At 51.0% G+C, this 16,588-nt stretch carries 11 protein-coding genes; 5 read left to right on the top strand and 6 right to left on the bottom strand.

Annotated features, from left to right (window positions below; genetic code table 11):
- The first annotated feature begins 112 nt into the window (after positions 1 to 112).
- A complete protein-coding gene (locus HOK28_10090; GenBank protein MBT6433431.1) occupies positions 113 to 511 on the top strand; it encodes a hypothetical protein in 399 nt (132 codons plus the stop codon).
- Here the strand turns inward: HOK28_10090 and purF are convergent, their stop codons facing one another.
- Positions 512 to 2,002, bottom strand: coding sequence for an amidophosphoribosyltransferase (gene purF, locus HOK28_10085; protein MBT6433430.1), 1,491 nt, complete (start codon positions 2,000 to 2,002; stop codon positions 512 to 514). It lies immediately after the preceding gene.
- A 295-nt stretch (positions 2,003 to 2,297) separates the two neighbouring features.
- On the opposite strand from purF, the gene HOK28_10080 reads away from it, so the two are divergent.
- A complete protein-coding gene (locus HOK28_10080; protein ID MBT6433429.1) occupies positions 2,298 to 8,162 on the top strand; it encodes a hypothetical protein in 5,865 nt (1,954 codons plus the stop codon).
- Here HOK28_10080 and tsaA read toward each other — a convergent pair.
- Both tsaA and HOK28_10070 read right to left on the bottom strand, forming a co-directional pair.
- Entirely contained in the window at positions 8,157 to 8,873 is a 717-nt protein-coding gene (gene tsaA / locus HOK28_10075) for a tRNA (N6-threonylcarbamoyladenosine(37)-N6)-methyltransferase TrmO (protein MBT6433428.1), read from the bottom strand. The two genes, HOK28_10080 and tsaA, sit on opposite strands and share 6 nt — an antisense overlap.
- On the bottom strand, positions 8,870 to 9,274 hold the full coding sequence (locus HOK28_10070; protein ID MBT6433427.1) for a DNA-binding protein: 405 nt from the start codon (positions 9,272 to 9,274) through the stop codon (positions 8,870 to 8,872). Before HOK28_10070 ends, tsaA begins: the two co-directional genes overlap by 4 nt.
- Positions 9,275 to 9,433: 159 nt before the next feature.
- Between HOK28_10070 and HOK28_10065 the strand changes: the two genes are divergently transcribed.
- Positions 9,434 to 10,084 carry a hypothetical protein gene (locus HOK28_10065; GenBank protein ID MBT6433426.1) on the top strand — a complete coding sequence of 217 codons (651 nt, stop codon included), beginning with the start codon at positions 9,434 to 9,436 and terminating at the stop codon, positions 10,082 to 10,084.
- Here HOK28_10065 and meaB read toward each other — a convergent pair.
- Genes meaB through HOK28_10050 form a run of 3 tightly spaced genes read right to left on the bottom strand, consistent with a single transcriptional unit; the run spans position 10,075 to position 15,146 of the window.
- A complete protein-coding gene (meaB, locus tag HOK28_10060) occupies positions 10,075 to 11,085 on the bottom strand; it encodes a methylmalonyl Co-A mutase-associated GTPase MeaB (GenBank protein ID MBT6433425.1) in 1,011 nt (336 codons plus the stop codon). The two genes, HOK28_10065 and meaB, sit on opposite strands and share 10 nt — an antisense overlap.
- On the bottom strand, positions 11,086 to 13,281 hold the full coding sequence (gene scpA / locus HOK28_10055) for a methylmalonyl-CoA mutase (protein MBT6433424.1): 2,196 nt from the start codon (positions 13,279 to 13,281) through the stop codon (positions 11,086 to 11,088).
- Positions 13,278 to 15,146, bottom strand: a complete 1,869-nt coding sequence (locus HOK28_10050; protein ID MBT6433423.1) for a methylmalonyl-CoA mutase small subunit — start codon at positions 15,144 to 15,146, stop codon at positions 13,278 to 13,280. Before HOK28_10050 ends, scpA begins: the two co-directional genes overlap by 4 nt.
- Before the next feature lie 187 nt (positions 15,147 to 15,333).
- On the opposite strand from HOK28_10050, the gene HOK28_10045 reads away from it, so the two are divergent.
- Both HOK28_10045 and HOK28_10040 read left to right on the top strand, forming a co-directional pair.
- Positions 15,334 to 15,567 (top strand): hypothetical protein, encoded by a 234-nt coding sequence (locus HOK28_10045; GenBank protein MBT6433422.1) that lies wholly within the window; start codon positions 15,334 to 15,336, stop codon positions 15,565 to 15,567.
- 192 nt (positions 15,568 to 15,759) lie between these two features.
- A partial coding sequence (locus HOK28_10040; GenBank protein MBT6433421.1) for an AarF/ABC1/UbiB kinase family protein occupies positions 15,760 to 16,588 on the top strand: 829 nt, incomplete at its 3' end.

Below are 16,588 nucleotides of genomic sequence, written 5' to 3'. Positions count from 1 at the left end.
AACCCATAGCGTTAGTTTTTATCAGATACAACCGGCACCGTTACTGGATTTGTGACAGGTCGATACAATCCTGAACTGTTCTAGCCATAGGCCTTTGAGGGATACATAAAACATGCCTTGTATTCGTATACAGATGTTAGGGACCGACCTGGAAACCATGGATTCGGTAGAGCTTTTGGGACGCAGCTCCCAGTGCTTGGCCGATGTACTTGGCGGTGGGAACCACTATGTGATGGCGCTTTGGGAACCCCAGGATAAAGGTGTCTTGAGTGGTCTTAAGGTTGATGTGATGGGCCTTACCGAAAATGAGCTACCAGACCGAACGCTTCTCTCTGAGGTACTTTCGTCCCTTTTAAAGACTTATTTACCGAAGCTTGAAAGCCAAACGGAGCTGACTATTCGTGAAGGTGAGCGCAGCGAGTGGGATGATTGGGAGGCCGGAGCCGTCGATGGCTTCCGAGTGGTTTATGGTATTTACGAGCCCGGTAGACCGTATAAAAAGCAGTCTTAATTAGGCCAGTGCGATTTCTTGGCCAGGCGCATTCTCTTTTTTAGCTTGATCGTTACGCGCTGCTTCAAGTTCATCTAGATAACTTTGTTTCACATCACCTGTGATGTAGCTGCCTGAGAAAACTGAATCCTCAAATTTAACCCGTTCGGGATTTCCTTCACGGGCAGAATCTAAGAGGTCCTCAAGGTGCTGGTAAAACAGTCTATCGGCGCCAATCGCTTCCTGAACTTCTTCAGTGGTGCGGCCATGGGCAATCAGCTCGCTCGCTGCAGGCATATCAATTCCATAAACATTGGGATTACGGACCGCAGGTGCCGCAGATGCGAAATAAACTTTTTTCGCGCCAGCTTCACGCGCCATTTGAATGATCTGGGAGCATGTTGTCCCACGCACGATGGAGTCATCGACCAAGAGCACATTCTTATCTTTAAACTCGAGTTCAATCGCGTTGAGCTTTTTGCGAACTGACTTTTTACGCAGTTGTTGGCCGGGCATGATGAAGGTTCGGCCGATGTAGCGATTCTTAATAAAGCCTTCGCGGTATTTAACACCGAGGTGATGCGCCATTTGAATGGCCGCTGAGCGACTTGTATCGGGAACAGGAATCACAACATCGATATCGTGGTCAGGCCAATCGTCTTTGACTTGTTGGGCTAATTTATCACCCATTCTAAGCCGCGACTTATAGACTGAAATGCCGTCGATGATGGAGTCTGGCCGCGCGAGGTAAACGTATTCAAAAATACAAGGGTGATGTTCTGCTGAGTCTGAGCAGATATCTGAAGCGGGCTCTACACTGTGGCGAAAAATAACAGCCTCACCTGCGTCGATATCTCGAACAAGTTCAAAGCCAGCCACGTCGAGGGCCACGCTTTCACTGGCGAGCATGTATTCATCACCGTCTGGACTGGTTCGTTTACCGAAAATCACTGGACGAATTCCGTTGGGGTCTCTGAATCCGATGAGCCCAACATTTGGAAGCATGGCAACAACGGCGTACCCACCTTTGCATTTGTCGTTTACTTCACGAACCGCTGCGAAAATATCCTCATCGGTTGGGTGAGTGACATCCGAGGGAAGTGCGTTGGCGAAGATGTTGAGGAGTACTTCGGAGTCCGAATTCGTTGCTAAGTTGATGCCTGAATCGGTGAGTTCTTTTCGGAGGCTATCGGTGTTGATGAGGTTACCGTTGTGAGCCAGGGCAATTCCGTGTGGGCTGCTGAGGCAAAATGGCTGAGCTTCGTGCGCATCTGCTGACCCTGCGGTAGGGTAGCGAACGTGTCCTAGCCCTAAATTACCAGTGAGTTCGTGCATATGGCTGGGTCGAAAAACATCCCGGACGAGGCCGTTGTTTTTACGCACATTGAGCCGGCGTCCATCGGACGTGGCAATGCCTGCTGCATCTTGCCCGCGGTGCTGTAATACGGTTAAAGCATCGTAAATACGGACACTTACAGACTCAGTTCCAGCGATTCCAACGATGCCGCACATGGTAACTCCTCATGGGCCAATGGGTGGCCTCAGAACGGAAAATCTATCCCTGAAGCAACCTAATAACAACGGTCGAAACGTCACATGGAGGCTATACCGCATTGTGTCAAGCATGTTTGATCGAGCAGCGCCTGCCCAAATCGAGCGATCTTCATTGAATCCAGCCATTTTGACGCAACACAGTTGATTTTACGCCGATAATTCTACGAGATCTCCATTTGCCAGTGACCGGTAAGCGGTGGTTCAATATCTAGAGCGATGGCCTCATTGGTTGTTGCTGAGCCGGAGTTGAAAAATGGCAGATAAAGTGGGGGGCGGTTCGAACGTCCGTGACCTGATTCGTAAATTTGAAGACGGTACCGCCCATACCGATGATGGGTCAGCAGACGGTAAAGCCTCCGACAAAGGCCGCGACACCATTGAAGACGGACTGGTGGCACGTCGTGTCGCTGAACTCGAGAAAAAGCCGGCCGAGACTCCACCTCAAAATTTGAACAAAGACGACTTTTCGGAATTAGCAGCGAAGACCGACGGCTTTGTACGGGATATGGCGGCTCGCTGGGCAGGAAAAGCTAAGCCCCAAACCATGAGGTCTCCTGCCGATGGTCTCGAGCAACCTAACACCGATCGACCAACGGGGCGTGCTCATGCCAACGACCTCGCAAAAGTACCCGAGGAACTCAATCGGTCTCTGTTGACGGTGGGAGCCGCCCAGGATGTAGAAATAACACCAGCCTTTGACCCGACGATGAGCGGCTTCAGCTATTCCATTACCAAGCTACCCACTGACCTAAACGCCGAACGCGTAGAGTTTCAAATTGAGACCGGTGGTAAGAAATATAACCTGGCCGGTGCCGGACCGTTAACAAAAGACGATATTGAGCGCATTGCAGAGAGTTCTGCTCGCACTTGTTTTCTACTTACGCAAACCGGTGTTGAGACTTTCAAAGCAGCTACTCTAAGAACTGGAGGCAGCTTGCATGTGGACCATCCAGTTTTGAACGAAGATGGTACCTTGGCTAGACAAGCACGAAAGCTTGGAGTTGAAGGGCAACTCACGAGTTTCGATCTTGAGAAGGATGGTCAGATTGATTTTGGAACTGGCGAAAAGCGCTATCACGCATCGGCGACCGAGAGTTTATTATCCCAAGAGTCCTTTGTTGATTCAGATGGAGGCCTATCGAATTTAGGGGATGCCTTGGTTGGGTTTGTGAAGGCCGCCTTCGAGCAAGAGAAGGTAGACCAAGGTTCCGGTCGGAAAGTGTCCTGGCCAAGTGTTAAGGATATTATAGGAACTAAGGATAGCGAGAATGTTGCCAAGGACGTGGTCGCGGCCATGACCCCAAGAGGTATTCCTGAAAGCAGCAACGAAGATATCACGATAAAGCCTGGTTCAGATGTTAAGCCTGAAGGTGTCGCCGGTGCATTATCAAGTGATTCAACCCTTAAAACCGATAACCGGACGATTTCAGATGTGTTTGATTTTGCCGAAGCTAAGGTTCGAAAAAAACGCGAACAGCCCGGCTATATTGGAAGCATCTTACGAGGTACAGACTACCAACCCGTATTCTCAAAAGGGGACAACTGGTTCAAGAAGGCTGGCGCAGGCGTTGGCAACTGGATTACCAAGATTCTGCAAAAAGCAGGAAGCGATCTCGTTCATAAAAAAATAGAAGGCAAGAAATCGATACCCATCTCTGCAGAAGAGGGCCGAACGATAGGCTTAGAGTTTTCTATCAGCGGCCAGAAAACACGTGAGCGCGATATCCCAGATAATGACCCTCGCTTGTTGGCGATTGAAAAGTATCGCGCCGAGTACCCCGGCGGACTTCCGGTTTGGGTGAAGGGCGAGCTTGGTGAGAAGTTTGGGGTAGATTTGGGTCATTCCATTCCTCTGGGCGCAACAGGGTTGATGGCCAATTTTGGTTTTGAAGCGAATCAAAGTTTGACCTTTGGTATGGAGCGACTGGTTTATTTTGAATCACCGAGTATGGACGCGGTGAAAAGGGTAGATGACCAAGCCAAAAGACTTATGCGGATGCCACTTAAAGCCGAGAATTTCGAGAAGATGGAAGAGGGCGCAAGCTTTAGCATAAAAGGCGATGCAAATATTCGATTGGATGCAGCATTGGGCCTAGGTGTATCGGTACCAGCTCTTAACAACGTGCCACCGCTTAGCAAGTTGGTAAACGTTGGTGCAAGTGTCGAGGCCGGTGCATTTGTAGCGATGGGCGGCGCGTTCAATATGAGCGTGACCAATCATGGAGACGGCAAGGCGCGACTTGTTATTGGCAATGATAAATCGGTGGAAGCTGGCATTCATTTAAAAGCTTTTGCTGGCGCCGAGGTGGAACAAGAAGTTTTGGTGAATATTCTGCGAGGCTTCGTGGATTATGTAGCAGATGGCGGTGACCCGTCTGCGTTTGAAAGTCAGCTAGAAAATGACGCTGAAAAAGCCTTGGCCTCTTCGATGTCCGGCTACATGCGTTTGCTCAATAAAAACTTGGCCGAAGGTGTGGGCACTGGCGCGATGAACCATCTCGTTACTCAGTATGGCTCCGCTGCTTTTGAAGCTCGCAAGGGTATTAAGCTTAAGAAAGATTTTGATACGAATCTCGATTTCAATTTCAATGCGACGAATATTGTAACTTTACCGCGTGCGGATATGGTTCCGGAAGAGCTGCGCAATGACCGTAAACCAGGGCAGCCCCTGAAAATCGAGGCAGGGAAGGTCTCTCGGCTTGCTTACAATATGGCCATCCGAGGCGACTTAAGATTGTGCCAGCAACTGGCACTCGTTCGCGCTTCTGGGGTGCGAGTCAATGAGGAAGTCACTGCAAGTGAGCGGGTTGTTAGCGATTCAATCGAACTGCGATTGCCATTTGTAGAGTTTGCTCGTCGGCGCTCTGTGGGTTCGAAGACGATTGATGCCTATACGCCAGAGCTAGGCCGGACGAAAACAGCCATTGAGTCGTTTGATTATGAATACAAAGGGCTCTTTGGCGATGTTGAAGTAAGCGGCCATGACCTTCGGGTGCACACGCCGAAAGGGAAATCTCAAGAGGCGCTGTTTTTTGGATCTGACGAGAACTTCTCTGCGGATTTCGTTGTCGAGAATCTTACGGAGAAGTGGACGAACCATGATGAAATGCAAAATTATATGGGTATTCTCGATGCCTTAAGTGAAGGGCAGCTCGCGGATAGATGCCGAGAAGCTTTGGAGCAAGGTGATTTTCGAGATGTTCCGGATGACAGTATAGGCCTCATTGATAGGCTTTTTAATGTACCCAAGGAATATGGAAGAACCACCGCACACTTGCATGTTTGGCTTGGCGAAAAAGGTCTAAGGAGCCTTCTCGACGATGATACGCATGAGGACGACCTCTACATGGCCATCGGGGAGATATTCACAAATCTAAGCGGTGAATCAAAAGAAACCATGCCGGAGTGGGCTCTTCCTGGCGCGGACCGAAGTATTGAACGCCGCGGGGAGCGCATTGATGTATCCGGTGGTCCCGCCTTGATGTACGACTTTCATAAGGCCGAGCGCAGCTTAAAAACAGCGCGCTACTTGGTAGACAATATCAAGTCGCTGCGTGGAAAAATGCAGGCTGCGGATACACCGGAAAAAGAAAAAGTCGTTGCACAAGACATTCGAGATTTTCTAGGTGACTGCAAAGATAGAATGAGTGCTTACGCCGCTCTTGCGATGCTGGTGCCAGTTGAGCAGCGTGCGGTTGAAATGCGTCTTACAGCGCTGCGTGAAGATGAAACTCCAATTCGGTTTACGTATATTCAAGATGGAAGAAGCTCCGAACTCCTTTATGCTACAGGCTTTGCGCAGATGGCCATGGCCCAACTTAAGCGCTACGGTGTTGCGCTGGATTCAGAAACACGGCTGCGTATCGGCAACCTTTTGGGTAAGGTTCGAGGCGAATTAAACTCCCCGTCGCCAGATCTTTTTGTGATTGACCGTTCGATGCGAGTGCTTCGCCAGGAGCTGGCGCTCATGGATGAAACGGCTCCAAAGCTTATGGACGTCATTGAGGGCGATATAGGCATGGCGCGAGCCTATATGGACTCAATACCATCTGTTGAAACCATTGAGTCTGTCTTGCCTGGTCCACTTGGTACTGAATTGTCTATTTTGCGAATGACGACTGAGAGAGAGCTGAATAAATCAAATCCGGACATGACGCTCTTGAGAGGCAAGTTCAAAAACATTTTCGATAAGATGCCAATATACCGAAATCTTCAGGCCGCAGACTCTATCATCGACAGCACAGCGATGTTGGCCAATAAGCTTGCGGCAAGCGAGCCGGAGCTTGCGCAATCGGCAGTAGAGGCAGTGAACCAATTTAGAAAAGCAATGGAAGCCGATGAACTCGATGACAAAGCAATTCAGAAGGCAGTAGAAAACATCACCTCGGTTAACCGAGTTTTAGTGGGCGAGCTTGAAGATGAAGTTCAGGCGAAGGGCGAAATCGCTGCGCTTGAAGTTATTGAGAAATCAAAAATCTCCGGGTCAGTGGGCGGCGACCCAAGTATCGACCGCGATTTAGCCGCGGCCCGTGAAGCGGAAGGCATCAAGTATAAAACCTTGGCCGGAAGCGCTTCAACTGCAGCCGTATCTTATTTTGAGCGAACGGGTGCAGTTCCCAAAACATTTATCGGGACGGCTCGTAAGTCTCTGGGTGAGGGTGTGGTCACAGCTTCCATGGTTCGCGAAGCCGAATTGGCGATGGCCAACAGTGCTCCAACCGGCAGGCTCGATATACCAACGCTTCCAAACGCGAAGGTAAACGATATGATTCGTTTACTGCGTGATGGGAATGCGTCCGGATTTGTTGAGCTGGCAGATGCTCTGCGGTTTCGGCAGCCTGTTTCATTTGATGTACCTAAGGTGATGGTGCTCGACAGCCTCTTAGCGGGGATAGCTACTGCAGACCGTGAAGCGTTTTTAGAGAAAGTGCCCTCCAACCGTAAGGCAAAGTTTAAGCGTGTATTTGCTGATATCGATTCAGACCGTAAGCATGGGCTCGAGCGAACCGACGGTAAAAGTTTGAAGGCTAATTTATTGGCGACCCCATCTTTCAAGCAAGATGTTGATTTCTTAAAGGCCCTTATTAAAAAGGACCCAGCGAGATTTTCATCCTCACTGGATAGCCTGGGTTACAACGGTGCTTTTTCTCAGCTGCAGGGTAAGTCGACTTCTCGCTTAGAGGATGTATTTGGCTGGATGAGTGGAGACGAACTCAATGAAGTGTGTTCGAAGATTGATAGCAAGCAATATGCGAGATTTTTAGAACTTGTAAAAAGCTCGGACCTAAGGCCTCAAACCAGGGCACGGCTGGCTGGACAAATCGTTGATAATAATTTCTTCTGGCGACAAGAAGAAGAACTGGTTGCCGCGTTGGTAACCGGGATGAATGCAGGTGATTTGAGACTTTTCTTTGACCAGCTTTATACCGACGGAAAATTAGAGCGTTTCTTAGATGCGGGCAGCTGGTGGCAAACGTTGCTTAAGGTTATTACATTTGGTTTGGCTCGTTTGTGGACCCACGATAACGAAGCGGCCATGCGTATTGTGGCAAAGCAGGGCTGGAGTAGCTCTGAGCTGAAGGCGCAGTACAATAGCCATGTTCCGTTTGTGGACCGAATTGAAAAGGATGCCGAAAATATTCTTCTGGACTCCGTTTTAGGTACAGTGCCGATGGATCCTTTGGTGGCCAGTGGCTGCCGTGCGGTGCATAGCATCGTAGGGAATGTTAAGTACTATCACTATAAAGATATCCCGAAAGCCGGATTGAAGATGCTGGAGAAAGCAGCCGAGGGAGCCGGTGAAGCCTTGGTTCTGCGGCTGGTTGATGTCGCTAAAAATGGTGGTACGCCCGCTGAGATTAAAGAAGAGTACAAGAAGTTTTTCGAGGGGCTTTCACCCGAAGCGGTTGCCCATCAGTTTCGTACCGGCGATGTGGATGGAACGGCTACCGTTCTGGCGCGAGCGCTTCGAGATGGAGCTGTTAAGAAGCTTACCTCTGAAGCCAAGCGCGGTCGAAACTCATTTATCACGCCTGAGCTTATTACGTTTCTCGGTGATTCGACTCAGAGTGGTGTTATGGAAACACCGCCTGAACCCGAAGAAGATGGGGCATCATAGGGTTTCAATGGATTCAATGGTTGCGACTCCAGCGGTGACTGTCCAGATGATATTGTAGCGTTTGAGTTTGCAGCCAAAGGATCTCTCCGAGTCTTGGTCCTGAATATAGGCTGGTCTGGGATCTAGCGAGACGACTTCTTCAACGAGTGCTTGAAGTTTATTGCCTGAGCGCTCTCCGAGCATTTCTAAAAACGTATTCGATTCATCCGAAAATAGGACTTCAAGCTTTGGATTGGGCGCTTCTTGCGCAAAACCAGCCTGAGCATCGGGCAGGCTATCTGACCATGGTAGGTAGGGTTTGATATCGAAGACGGGTGTCTCGTCGAGAAGGTCGACACCTGAGAGAAAAAGCTTTACGCCGTCACTGGTATCAATTCTATCGAGTTTAACGGCGCTAAGGCCCAGTCGGTTTGGCCGGTGAGTGGAACGTGTGGCGAAAACCCCAAGCCGCTGGTTGCCACCGAGCCGAGGTGGGCGAACCATGGGGCGAAAGTTCTCTTCATCTACACCATGGAAAAGAAAAGAAATCCAAATGTGAGTGAACTCATCAAGGCCGCGGACACTTTCTATCCGGTTGAAAGGATGAACCAGTACCAAAACAGCATTGGCGTTTGGGGCAAGTCCGGGTTGACGAGGAATTCCAAATTTCTCTTTAAAGGGCGATTGAATATAGCCGATAGGTTTGAGGTTATAGTTGGTTGATTCGCTCATGATGGGTGCTTACCTATTTCGAGTTCACCGTATCCGGTTAGAGGATCAAGAGGGCGGCTGAATGTGAGAGCATCACAGATCATAAGAACCAGCTCCGCCGTGGTGTGGATGATGTTTCCGGCGAGCAGATGACCGCCTATGACTTCTCCTTTGGCATCAGCGATACTGATATGGATGTGGACACCATCGGGGGAAAGCGTGCCCACTAAAGAAACTATCTCGAATGGACCTTGAAATCTTTGTGTCTCTTTGGCTCCAGCAAGTCGAAGATGAGCACTTTGCAGGCTACCCACACATGATAACACGGCCGCGGCCTTAAGAGAGTGAGTCTGTACCGCCTCTTCCAGTGCACTTTTGAGGCAGGTTCCTGGCGCGAGTCGTGTGGCCAATAGCGTTCCCAGACTGGAATGCCATGAAGCATGTTGCAGGGAGGCTGGCTCAGGTGTGTCAGTTTGTACCGGTTGCGACATTCCGCATTCCTTCGCCTTGAAAAGGTTGAGTGTTTTTATTGGCACGTGGATTGCCTCTTGAGCAAGTGAAAAGAAGCAAGGAGGCAGCAGATGTTCACAGGTGTATTGATTATTGGAGCAATTTCGTGGGGTATGGTTGGCACTACCCATTGGGAGGAAACGCTTTATGTGGAGGACGAACTTGTATCGCGTACAGAATGCTCATTGAAGTTTGAAGAGGGTTGGCACAGTGAGAGGCGAATGGAGATTGAGAGTTTTCGTGCCTATTGGCCTGAATTAACAGCTCAACAACAATGGGGTCAACTCGGCATTCAAGCCGTACATCACAATTTGAAGGGAGAGATGGTTCAGATTGATACGGAGCATTTTCAGCATAGGTTTGAATACCGGGAAGGTTTTCTTCAAAAGATTCATACCCGTGACCCTTGGGAGGAGCATGAGTACGAGGTCGTTTGGGAAAACGGTCTGCCAACGAAGTTGGTCGGATATTTGGAGCGTATTCATTTGTTTTACGATGCAAAGCGCCGTCTGGTGCAAGTAACCGAGACCTGGCTAGATGAGCCCGAAATGAGAAGAGAAATTATTTTTAATGACTACAGAAAGGATGCGCGCCGCCCCCTGCCGTTTTCAATGGGCTGGCTATTTACGAGGGACGGAACAATGAATCCCCAATGGATGACTGCTTGGTGGCTGAGTAAACAGCGCTACCCACAGGCAGTGGCTCAATCGAATCAAGATTGAAGAGCAAGTTCATGGTAGAAAGCGCTGAGAAGCTCTCTGGCAGCCCGGGTTGGTGGTGTTTTTGCTGAGCGAACTGCATCTTCAACTTGGGCAACTTTTTGCTGCATGGACGGGTGGCTTTTTAACGAAGTTTGAAGTTCGTCGTTTACCATGGACCATAACCACTTGAGCTGTTGCTCGGTTCGCCGCGTATGCAGAGTCTTGTTTTCGAGCGCTTGGTCGTGATGTTCCGTGACCTTATCCCAAACACCATCTACACCGATGTTGTTTAAGGCGCTGCAGGTAAGGACGGGCGGCTTCCAGCCGTTTTCTCCGGTGTGGAGAAGTGCCAAGGCACTGCGGTAGGTTTGCGCGGCTCGGTTGGCTTTGGCTTGCATGTCGCCATCGGCTTTGTTGACCACAAGCATATCAGCCAGCTCCATAAGGCCGCGTTTGATCCCTTGAAGTTCGTCGCCGGCTCCGGCCAGCATCAGGACCAAAAAGAAATCGGTCATATCGGCTACAACGAGCTCGGATTGACCAACTCCCACAGTTTCAACGAGCACTGTATCGAAACCGGCTGCTTCACAGCAGAGAATCGCCTCTCGGGTTTTGCTCGCCACACCACCTAAAGTACCAGAGGCGGGGGATGGACGAATAAATGCATTGGCATCGATGCTCAAAGTATCCATTCGGGTTTTGTCGCCAAGAATACTGCCGCCAGACTTCGCACTGGATGGGTCTACTGCAAGCACCGCGACTCTGCGCCCCTGACTTGTTAGATGCCCGCCAAGGGTTTCTATAAAGGTGCTTTTACCAACGCCTGGTACACCAGTGATGCCAACTCTCATGGAGTTGCCCGTATGAGGCATAAGTTCTGTGAGTAGGTTGGAGGCTCTCGTTTGATCTGCGGGCCGTGACGACTCCATCAGAGTAATCGCTCGGGCAAGAATGCCACGGTTGCCCGATAGTACCCCGTCTCGTAGTTCTTCGAGGCTTAGTTTGGGGCGCCGCGGTGTCATTTAGCTATCGCCTTCTTGGAGCCCGAGCCGTTCTTCGAGTTTCTCGAGAAGCTCGATGGCGGCCTTTGGAATCACGGTACCGGGCCCAAAAATAGCACTCGCTCCGGCTGCGAAAAGTGCTTCGTAATCTTGCGGAGGAATCACGCCACCTACAACGATGAGGATGTCTGCACGCCCAAGCTTGGTTAGCTCTGAGAGCAGCTCGGGTACCAGGGTAAGGTGACCGGCTGCTAAAGAGCTTACGCCCACTACGTGAACATCGTTTTCGACGGCTTGGCGTGCGGTCTCTTCCGGTGTTTGGAATAAAGGACCAATGTCTACATCGAAACCAGCGTCGGCGAAGGCTGTGGCAATCACCTTCTGTCCGCGGTCGTGACCATCTTGACCCATTTTAGCCAACAAAACCCGTGGACGACGGCCTTCGAGTCTTTCGAATTTTTCAATGGCTTTTTGGATGGGCTCCATGTCGTAACCACCGGCACTGAGTTCTTTGTTGTAAACACCCCGAATGGCATGAATGGTCGCTTTGTGGCGTCCGAATACCTTTTCGAGTGAGTCGCTAATCTCTCCTACTGTACAACGTGCGCGAGCGGCTTGCACGCTCAGGTCGAGAAGATTGCCTTCTTTACGTTCTGCGGCCTGGGTGAGGTTGTGCAGGGCAGTGTCTGCCGCTTTCGGGTCACGTTCAGCACGAAGCTTCTTGAGACGAGCGAGTTGAGCTGCGAGTACGGCGGAATTGTCTACTTGACGTACATCCACTCGCTCTTCTTCTTCGAGCGCGAAAGCATTGATACCCATGACGGTTTGAGCGCCTGAGTCGATTCGAGCTTGAGTCCGGGCAGCCGCTTCCTCAATTCGCATTTTCGGAAGACCTTGAGTGATGGCCTTAGCCATGCCACCGAGTTCTTCAACCTCTTGCATATGCGACCATGCTTTTTGAACGAGGTCGTGGGTTAGTTTTTCTACGTAGTAACTTCCGCCCCAAGGATCTGCCGATACGCATGTGTCGGTTTCTTGTTGGAGAAAAAGCTGAGTGTTACGAGCAATACGAGCCGAGAAATCGGTTGGTAAAGCCAGTGCTTCGTCGAGTGCATTGGTATGTAGGCTTTGGGTGTGACCTTGGGTTGCAGCCATTGCTTCGATACAGGTTCGGCTGACGTTGTTGTAAACGTCTTGGGCAGTAAGGCTCCAGCCACTGGTTTGGCTGTGGGTACGAAGGGAGAGGCTCTTCTTATTCTTAGGGTTAAATCCTGAGATGAGCCGGCTCCATAAGATTCTTCCGGCTCGAAGTTTGGCAACCTCCATGAAGAAGTTCATGCCAATGGCCCAAAAGAATGAGAGCCGTGGGCAGAAAGCATCTACATCGAGACCGGCTTGAACGCCCGTGCGAACATACTCCAAACCATCTGAAAGCGTATAAGCCAGCTCAAGATCGGCCGTGGCTCCTGCTTCTTGCATATGGTAGCCGCTGATGCTGATGCTGTTAAAGCGTGGCATATGCTGGCTGGTGTAACCAAAGATATCAGCGATGGCTCGCATGCTTGGGGACGGCGGATAAATGTAGGTGTTACGCACCATGAACTCTTTGAGGATACCGTTTTGAATGGTTCCTGCGAGGTCCTTAGGAGCTACGCCTTGTTCCTCGGCCGCCACAATATAGAGCGCCATGATGGGGAGTACGGCTCCGTTCATCGTCATCGAAACCGACATCTGATCCAAAGGTATCTTGTCGAAAAGGATTCGCATATCGAGAATGCTATCGATGGCCACACCGGCCATGCCCACGTCCCCCTTCACCCGTGGGTGGTCGGAGTCGTAACCTCGGTGGGTGGCAAGGTCGAAGGCTATACTCAGGCCCTTTTGGCCAGCAGCAAGGTTCTTCCTATAAAATGCATTGGACTGCTCTGCGGTTGAGAACCCTGCATATTGTCGGACTGTCCAGGGGCGCATGACATACATGCTGGAGTAGGGACCGCGTAGGTATGGGGGGGCACCAGGAACTGTACCGAGATGGTCGAGCCCTTGGAGGTCGGCTGCGCTGTAGAGTGGCTTAATCCCAATCTGTTCAGGCGTGAGCCAGCTGGATGCATCTGGAGCATGGCCCATTTGTTTGCTGGCTTGTTGTTGCCACGCATCTAGATTGGGGTTGCCCTTGGCTTGCCAGGGTACTTGGGTAAAGTCGGGTATTTGGCTCATGATACTGCCTCCCACTGCTTCCACACCCGGGCGAGAGCATCCAATGCGTTGCATCCTAGGTAGATAAAGTCTTGAACACCGGCTTCGCGAAGGTCAGCTTCACTTTTACCGGGGCGCCCGGCAAGCACAATCCACTTGGCTCCGGCATCACGTAGCGCCGATGCAACTTGTGTTGCGTGTTGCTCATACAAAGCGTCGCTGCCGCAGATAACAGCCACTGAGGTGCCTGACTGTTTGTACGCGGTTACGAGTTCTTCAGGTGAGACACTGCCTACTCCAGCAATGCTCTCAACACCGCCACAAGCAAACAGGTTCGCGCTGAAAGTAGCTCGGCCGGTATGCTGTGCAATGGTTCCCAGGTTTGCCGAGAAGAGGGCAGGCCGCTTTCCCTGTCGTGCCATGAAGGCGTCGCTTAAGTCTCTAAGCTCTTCGAATGCTTGAGCATCGGGTCTCACAGGCAATGCAACAATCGTTTCAGAGCCGGGCGTAGCTGCTGGCGGTTGCATTTCCGGCAAGGGATCAAGTGCAGCCTCATCGAGGTTGGGGAACTGATTAACCCCAGTAATCGCTTGTTTGCGTTTGGCAAGTGAAGCAGATCGGGCTTTATAAACAGCTTCGATATCCGATTGAATGGCGCCATTTCGCAGTGCTGCAATCATGCCACCTTGTGCTTCTACGGATTGAAAAATGGACCATGCTTTTTCACAAAGCTGAGCGGTAAGCTCCTCGATGAAGTAGGACCCGCCAGCAGGATCGATCACGCGATTGAGATGAGATTCTTTTTCGAGCACCAGCTGAGTATTACGAGCTACGCGCCGACCGAAGTCATCGGCCGGACGAAGGGTAGAATCCCAAGGCAGCGTGGTGATGGCATTGGCGCCAGCGACAGAGCCAGCAAAGGTGGTCGCTGTGTTTCGAAGCTGATTCACCCAAGGGTCCCGTTTGGTAAGGATACGCCTTGCTGGATGCACTCGAATCCACGCACCGGCAGCCGTTCCACATGCATCGGTTATCTTAGACCAGAGAGTTCGAAGAGCTCGGATGGTAGAGATACCCGCAAAGAACCGTGCATCGAGTGCTAGGTGAAATCCAATTTGGGAAGCTGCTTCGCTAATATTCAAACCTTCTGTTTCCATGGCACGTAGATAACTCAGCCCGGAAGCGATGGCATAGGCGAGGCACTGCGCGTCACTTGCCCCCGCAGCATGGTAGGGCTCTGTTGAAACACTGACAGTTCGCATTTTAGGAAATTCAGATTGGTTCATCTTTGAAAGTTGACCAAGCCGAGCCAATGCCTGCTCCGCAGAGCCGGCCATAGGGTGACCTTGAGCAAACCCGCCAATGGGGTCTTGCATAAAGCTTCCAGTTGCATCTTCGGCGTGGGTGCGAAGAATTTTGGAGAGGACTTTCGATGATTGCTCGGCGTGGCGCCCTCCGCTTAAGTACACACTCGCCATGTTGAGGTGAACGCCTTGCAATGCGGCGCTGGCGTTATCCAAGCTGGATGCATCGTTACTCGCGATCAAGTGAACCGATGCAACCCCTTTACCAAGGTCGCGTAAAACGGCGTCGTTGAGATTGGGTGTGTTGAGCGCGTAGGTTTGTTGAATTTCCCATCCGGATCGGCTCGTAGATAATGGCTCGTCGCCGCGTGTGTGGGGAAACGTCCCGGGCATTCCACCTACATCATCTACCGTTTCGCCGGGCAGCGGGTTGTAGAGCGGAGCAATGGCAATACCGTCGTAGGTTTGGGTGACGAGACGTTTGGTAAAGTCTGCCCCTTTAAGGTCGGCCTCAACTTGGGTCTGCCATGACTGCGCCAGTTCTTTGGCTGCGGGGTAGGCGGGAGAATCGGGTAAGCTCATGATATCTCTCAGGTTGTTTATCTGCCGCCTTGATATGTGATTCCGCGGCTGATTGCTACCATGCAAGCCGCTTTTGATCTCTTCACTTGTGACTGCGCCTAGCGTCTGGCTGTTTCATTCAGAGGGTGATATTTCTAAGAAGGAAGTACCTAATTGACGTTTAAGAACAAGGGTTTGGAGCGGGGCCATGAGTGCTGATTCGGAGAAGTCGCGAACCGTACGCGAGCTAGGCGGCGATATTTTTGCGGCGATAGCTGCCTCTCAGGACAACCCGGAGTATTGGGCCTTGAAACAGGTCGATTTCGCCGGGCAAAAGATGTTGGTCGAATTGACGATGCGAGTGCTGGCTCAGCACGTGGGCACGACGATTAGCCAAGATGCAGCTCTACCCGTTAAGCCGTTGGACGAAGGTCCTGTTTAAGCAACTCGATTTTTCAAAGGCTTGATGTAGGAGGCCGCTATTTCTGATCCATCTGATATCCCTCTTGGCCGTTTTGGCCGGCTTGCAAAACTCGCAAGAGCCGGGGCCCGGACCGGTGCTACATTATTGCTTTCAAAAGATGCTCGTCAGAGTGCTCTAAAAACAACGGAAATGCTGGGGCAGCTTCGTGGAGTGGCTACGAAAATTGGCCAGATGATGAGCTATGTAGATGGTCTAATTCCTCCCGAGCATCGCGACGCTTTCGAGCAAACAATGGCCAAGCTTCAGTCGGCTGCGCCACAATCTGATCCTCAAGCCATCCGCCAACTTGTTGAAGAGCAGTTGGGGGCTCCGGTTTCCGAGTTGTTTACCGAGTGGGAAGATAAGCCGGTCGCAAGTGCATCCATTGGTCAGGTTCATAAAGCCAAATTGGCAGACGGACGGGTGGTCGCTGTCAAAGTACAGCATCCGGGAATCGTTGAGGCCATGGACGCCGATTTGCAAAATGCGAATGTGATTGAGGCCATATTGAGCCTCATGGGCACGGCTAAGTTTGACTCTAAGCGTTTAACTGAAGAAGTGAAAACACGGTTTCGTGAGGAACTTGACTACGAATTGGAGGCAAGCCGGCAGAAGCTGTTTCAGGATGTTCATAAAGATGATCCATGGATCCGCATTCCAAAGGTCGTGGATGAACGGTCTTCAAAGCGCGTGTTTACGACCGAGTGGATTGAAGGCTTATCTTTTGAAGATGCTCGTAAAGCCTCGCCGCAGTTGCGTAAACAGTGGGCCGAAACTCTCTGGCGTTTTGTTTACCGAGCCAATTTGCTGGGCGGGTTGTTCAATGCCGATCCACACCCTGGAAACTACTTTTTCCAAGAAGATGGTGGGGTGGGTTTTGTCGATTTTGGTTGTGTGCAGCCCATTGAAAATGAGCGCTTAGAATACGCCCGTAAACTGCATGTAGCCACGCACCGAGGCGACCGTGAAGCCTTTAACGAAGCGGCGTGCCGGATGCTCA

The sequence above is a fragment of the Deltaproteobacteria bacterium genome (genome assembly GCA_018668695.1).
Taxonomy (GTDB): Bacteria; Myxococcota; XYA12-FULL-58-9; order XYA12-FULL-58-9; family JABJBS01; genus JABJBS01.
The sequence above is the reverse complement of the archived record's forward strand: the minus strand, read 5'-3'. Positions and strand labels throughout refer to the sequence as shown.

What these genes read in the sequence shown, in the direction of transcription:
- meaB (MBT6433425.1), bottom strand. Translation starts at nt 11,085, where the DNA reads ATGACACCGCGGCGCCCCAAACTAAGCCTCGAAGAACTACGAGACGGG.
- HOK28_10050 (MBT6433423.1), bottom strand. Translation starts at nt 15,146, where the DNA reads ATGAGCTTACCCGATTCTCCCGCCTACCCCGCAGCCAAAGAACTGGCG.
- HOK28_10080 (MBT6433429.1), top strand. Translation starts at nt 2,298, where the DNA reads ATGGCAGATAAAGTGGGGGGCGGTTCGAACGTCCGTGACCTGATTCGT.
- tsaA (MBT6433428.1), bottom strand. Translation starts at nt 8,873, where the DNA reads ATGAGCGAATCAACCAACTATAACCTCAAACCTATCGGCTATATTCAA.
- scpA (MBT6433424.1), bottom strand. Translation starts at nt 13,281, where the DNA reads ATGAGCCAAATACCCGACTTTACCCAAGTACCCTGGCAAGCCAAGGGC.
- HOK28_10090 (MBT6433431.1), top strand. Translation starts at nt 113, where the DNA reads ATGCCTTGTATTCGTATACAGATGTTAGGGACCGACCTGGAAACCATG.
- HOK28_10065 (MBT6433426.1), top strand. Translation starts at nt 9,434, where the DNA reads ATGTTCACAGGTGTATTGATTATTGGAGCAATTTCGTGGGGTATGGTT.
- HOK28_10045 (MBT6433422.1), top strand. Translation starts at nt 15,334, where the DNA reads ATGAGTGCTGATTCGGAGAAGTCGCGAACCGTACGCGAGCTAGGCGGC.
- purF (MBT6433430.1), bottom strand. Translation starts at nt 2,002, where the DNA reads ATGTGCGGCATCGTTGGAATCGCTGGAACTGAGTCTGTAAGTGTCCGT.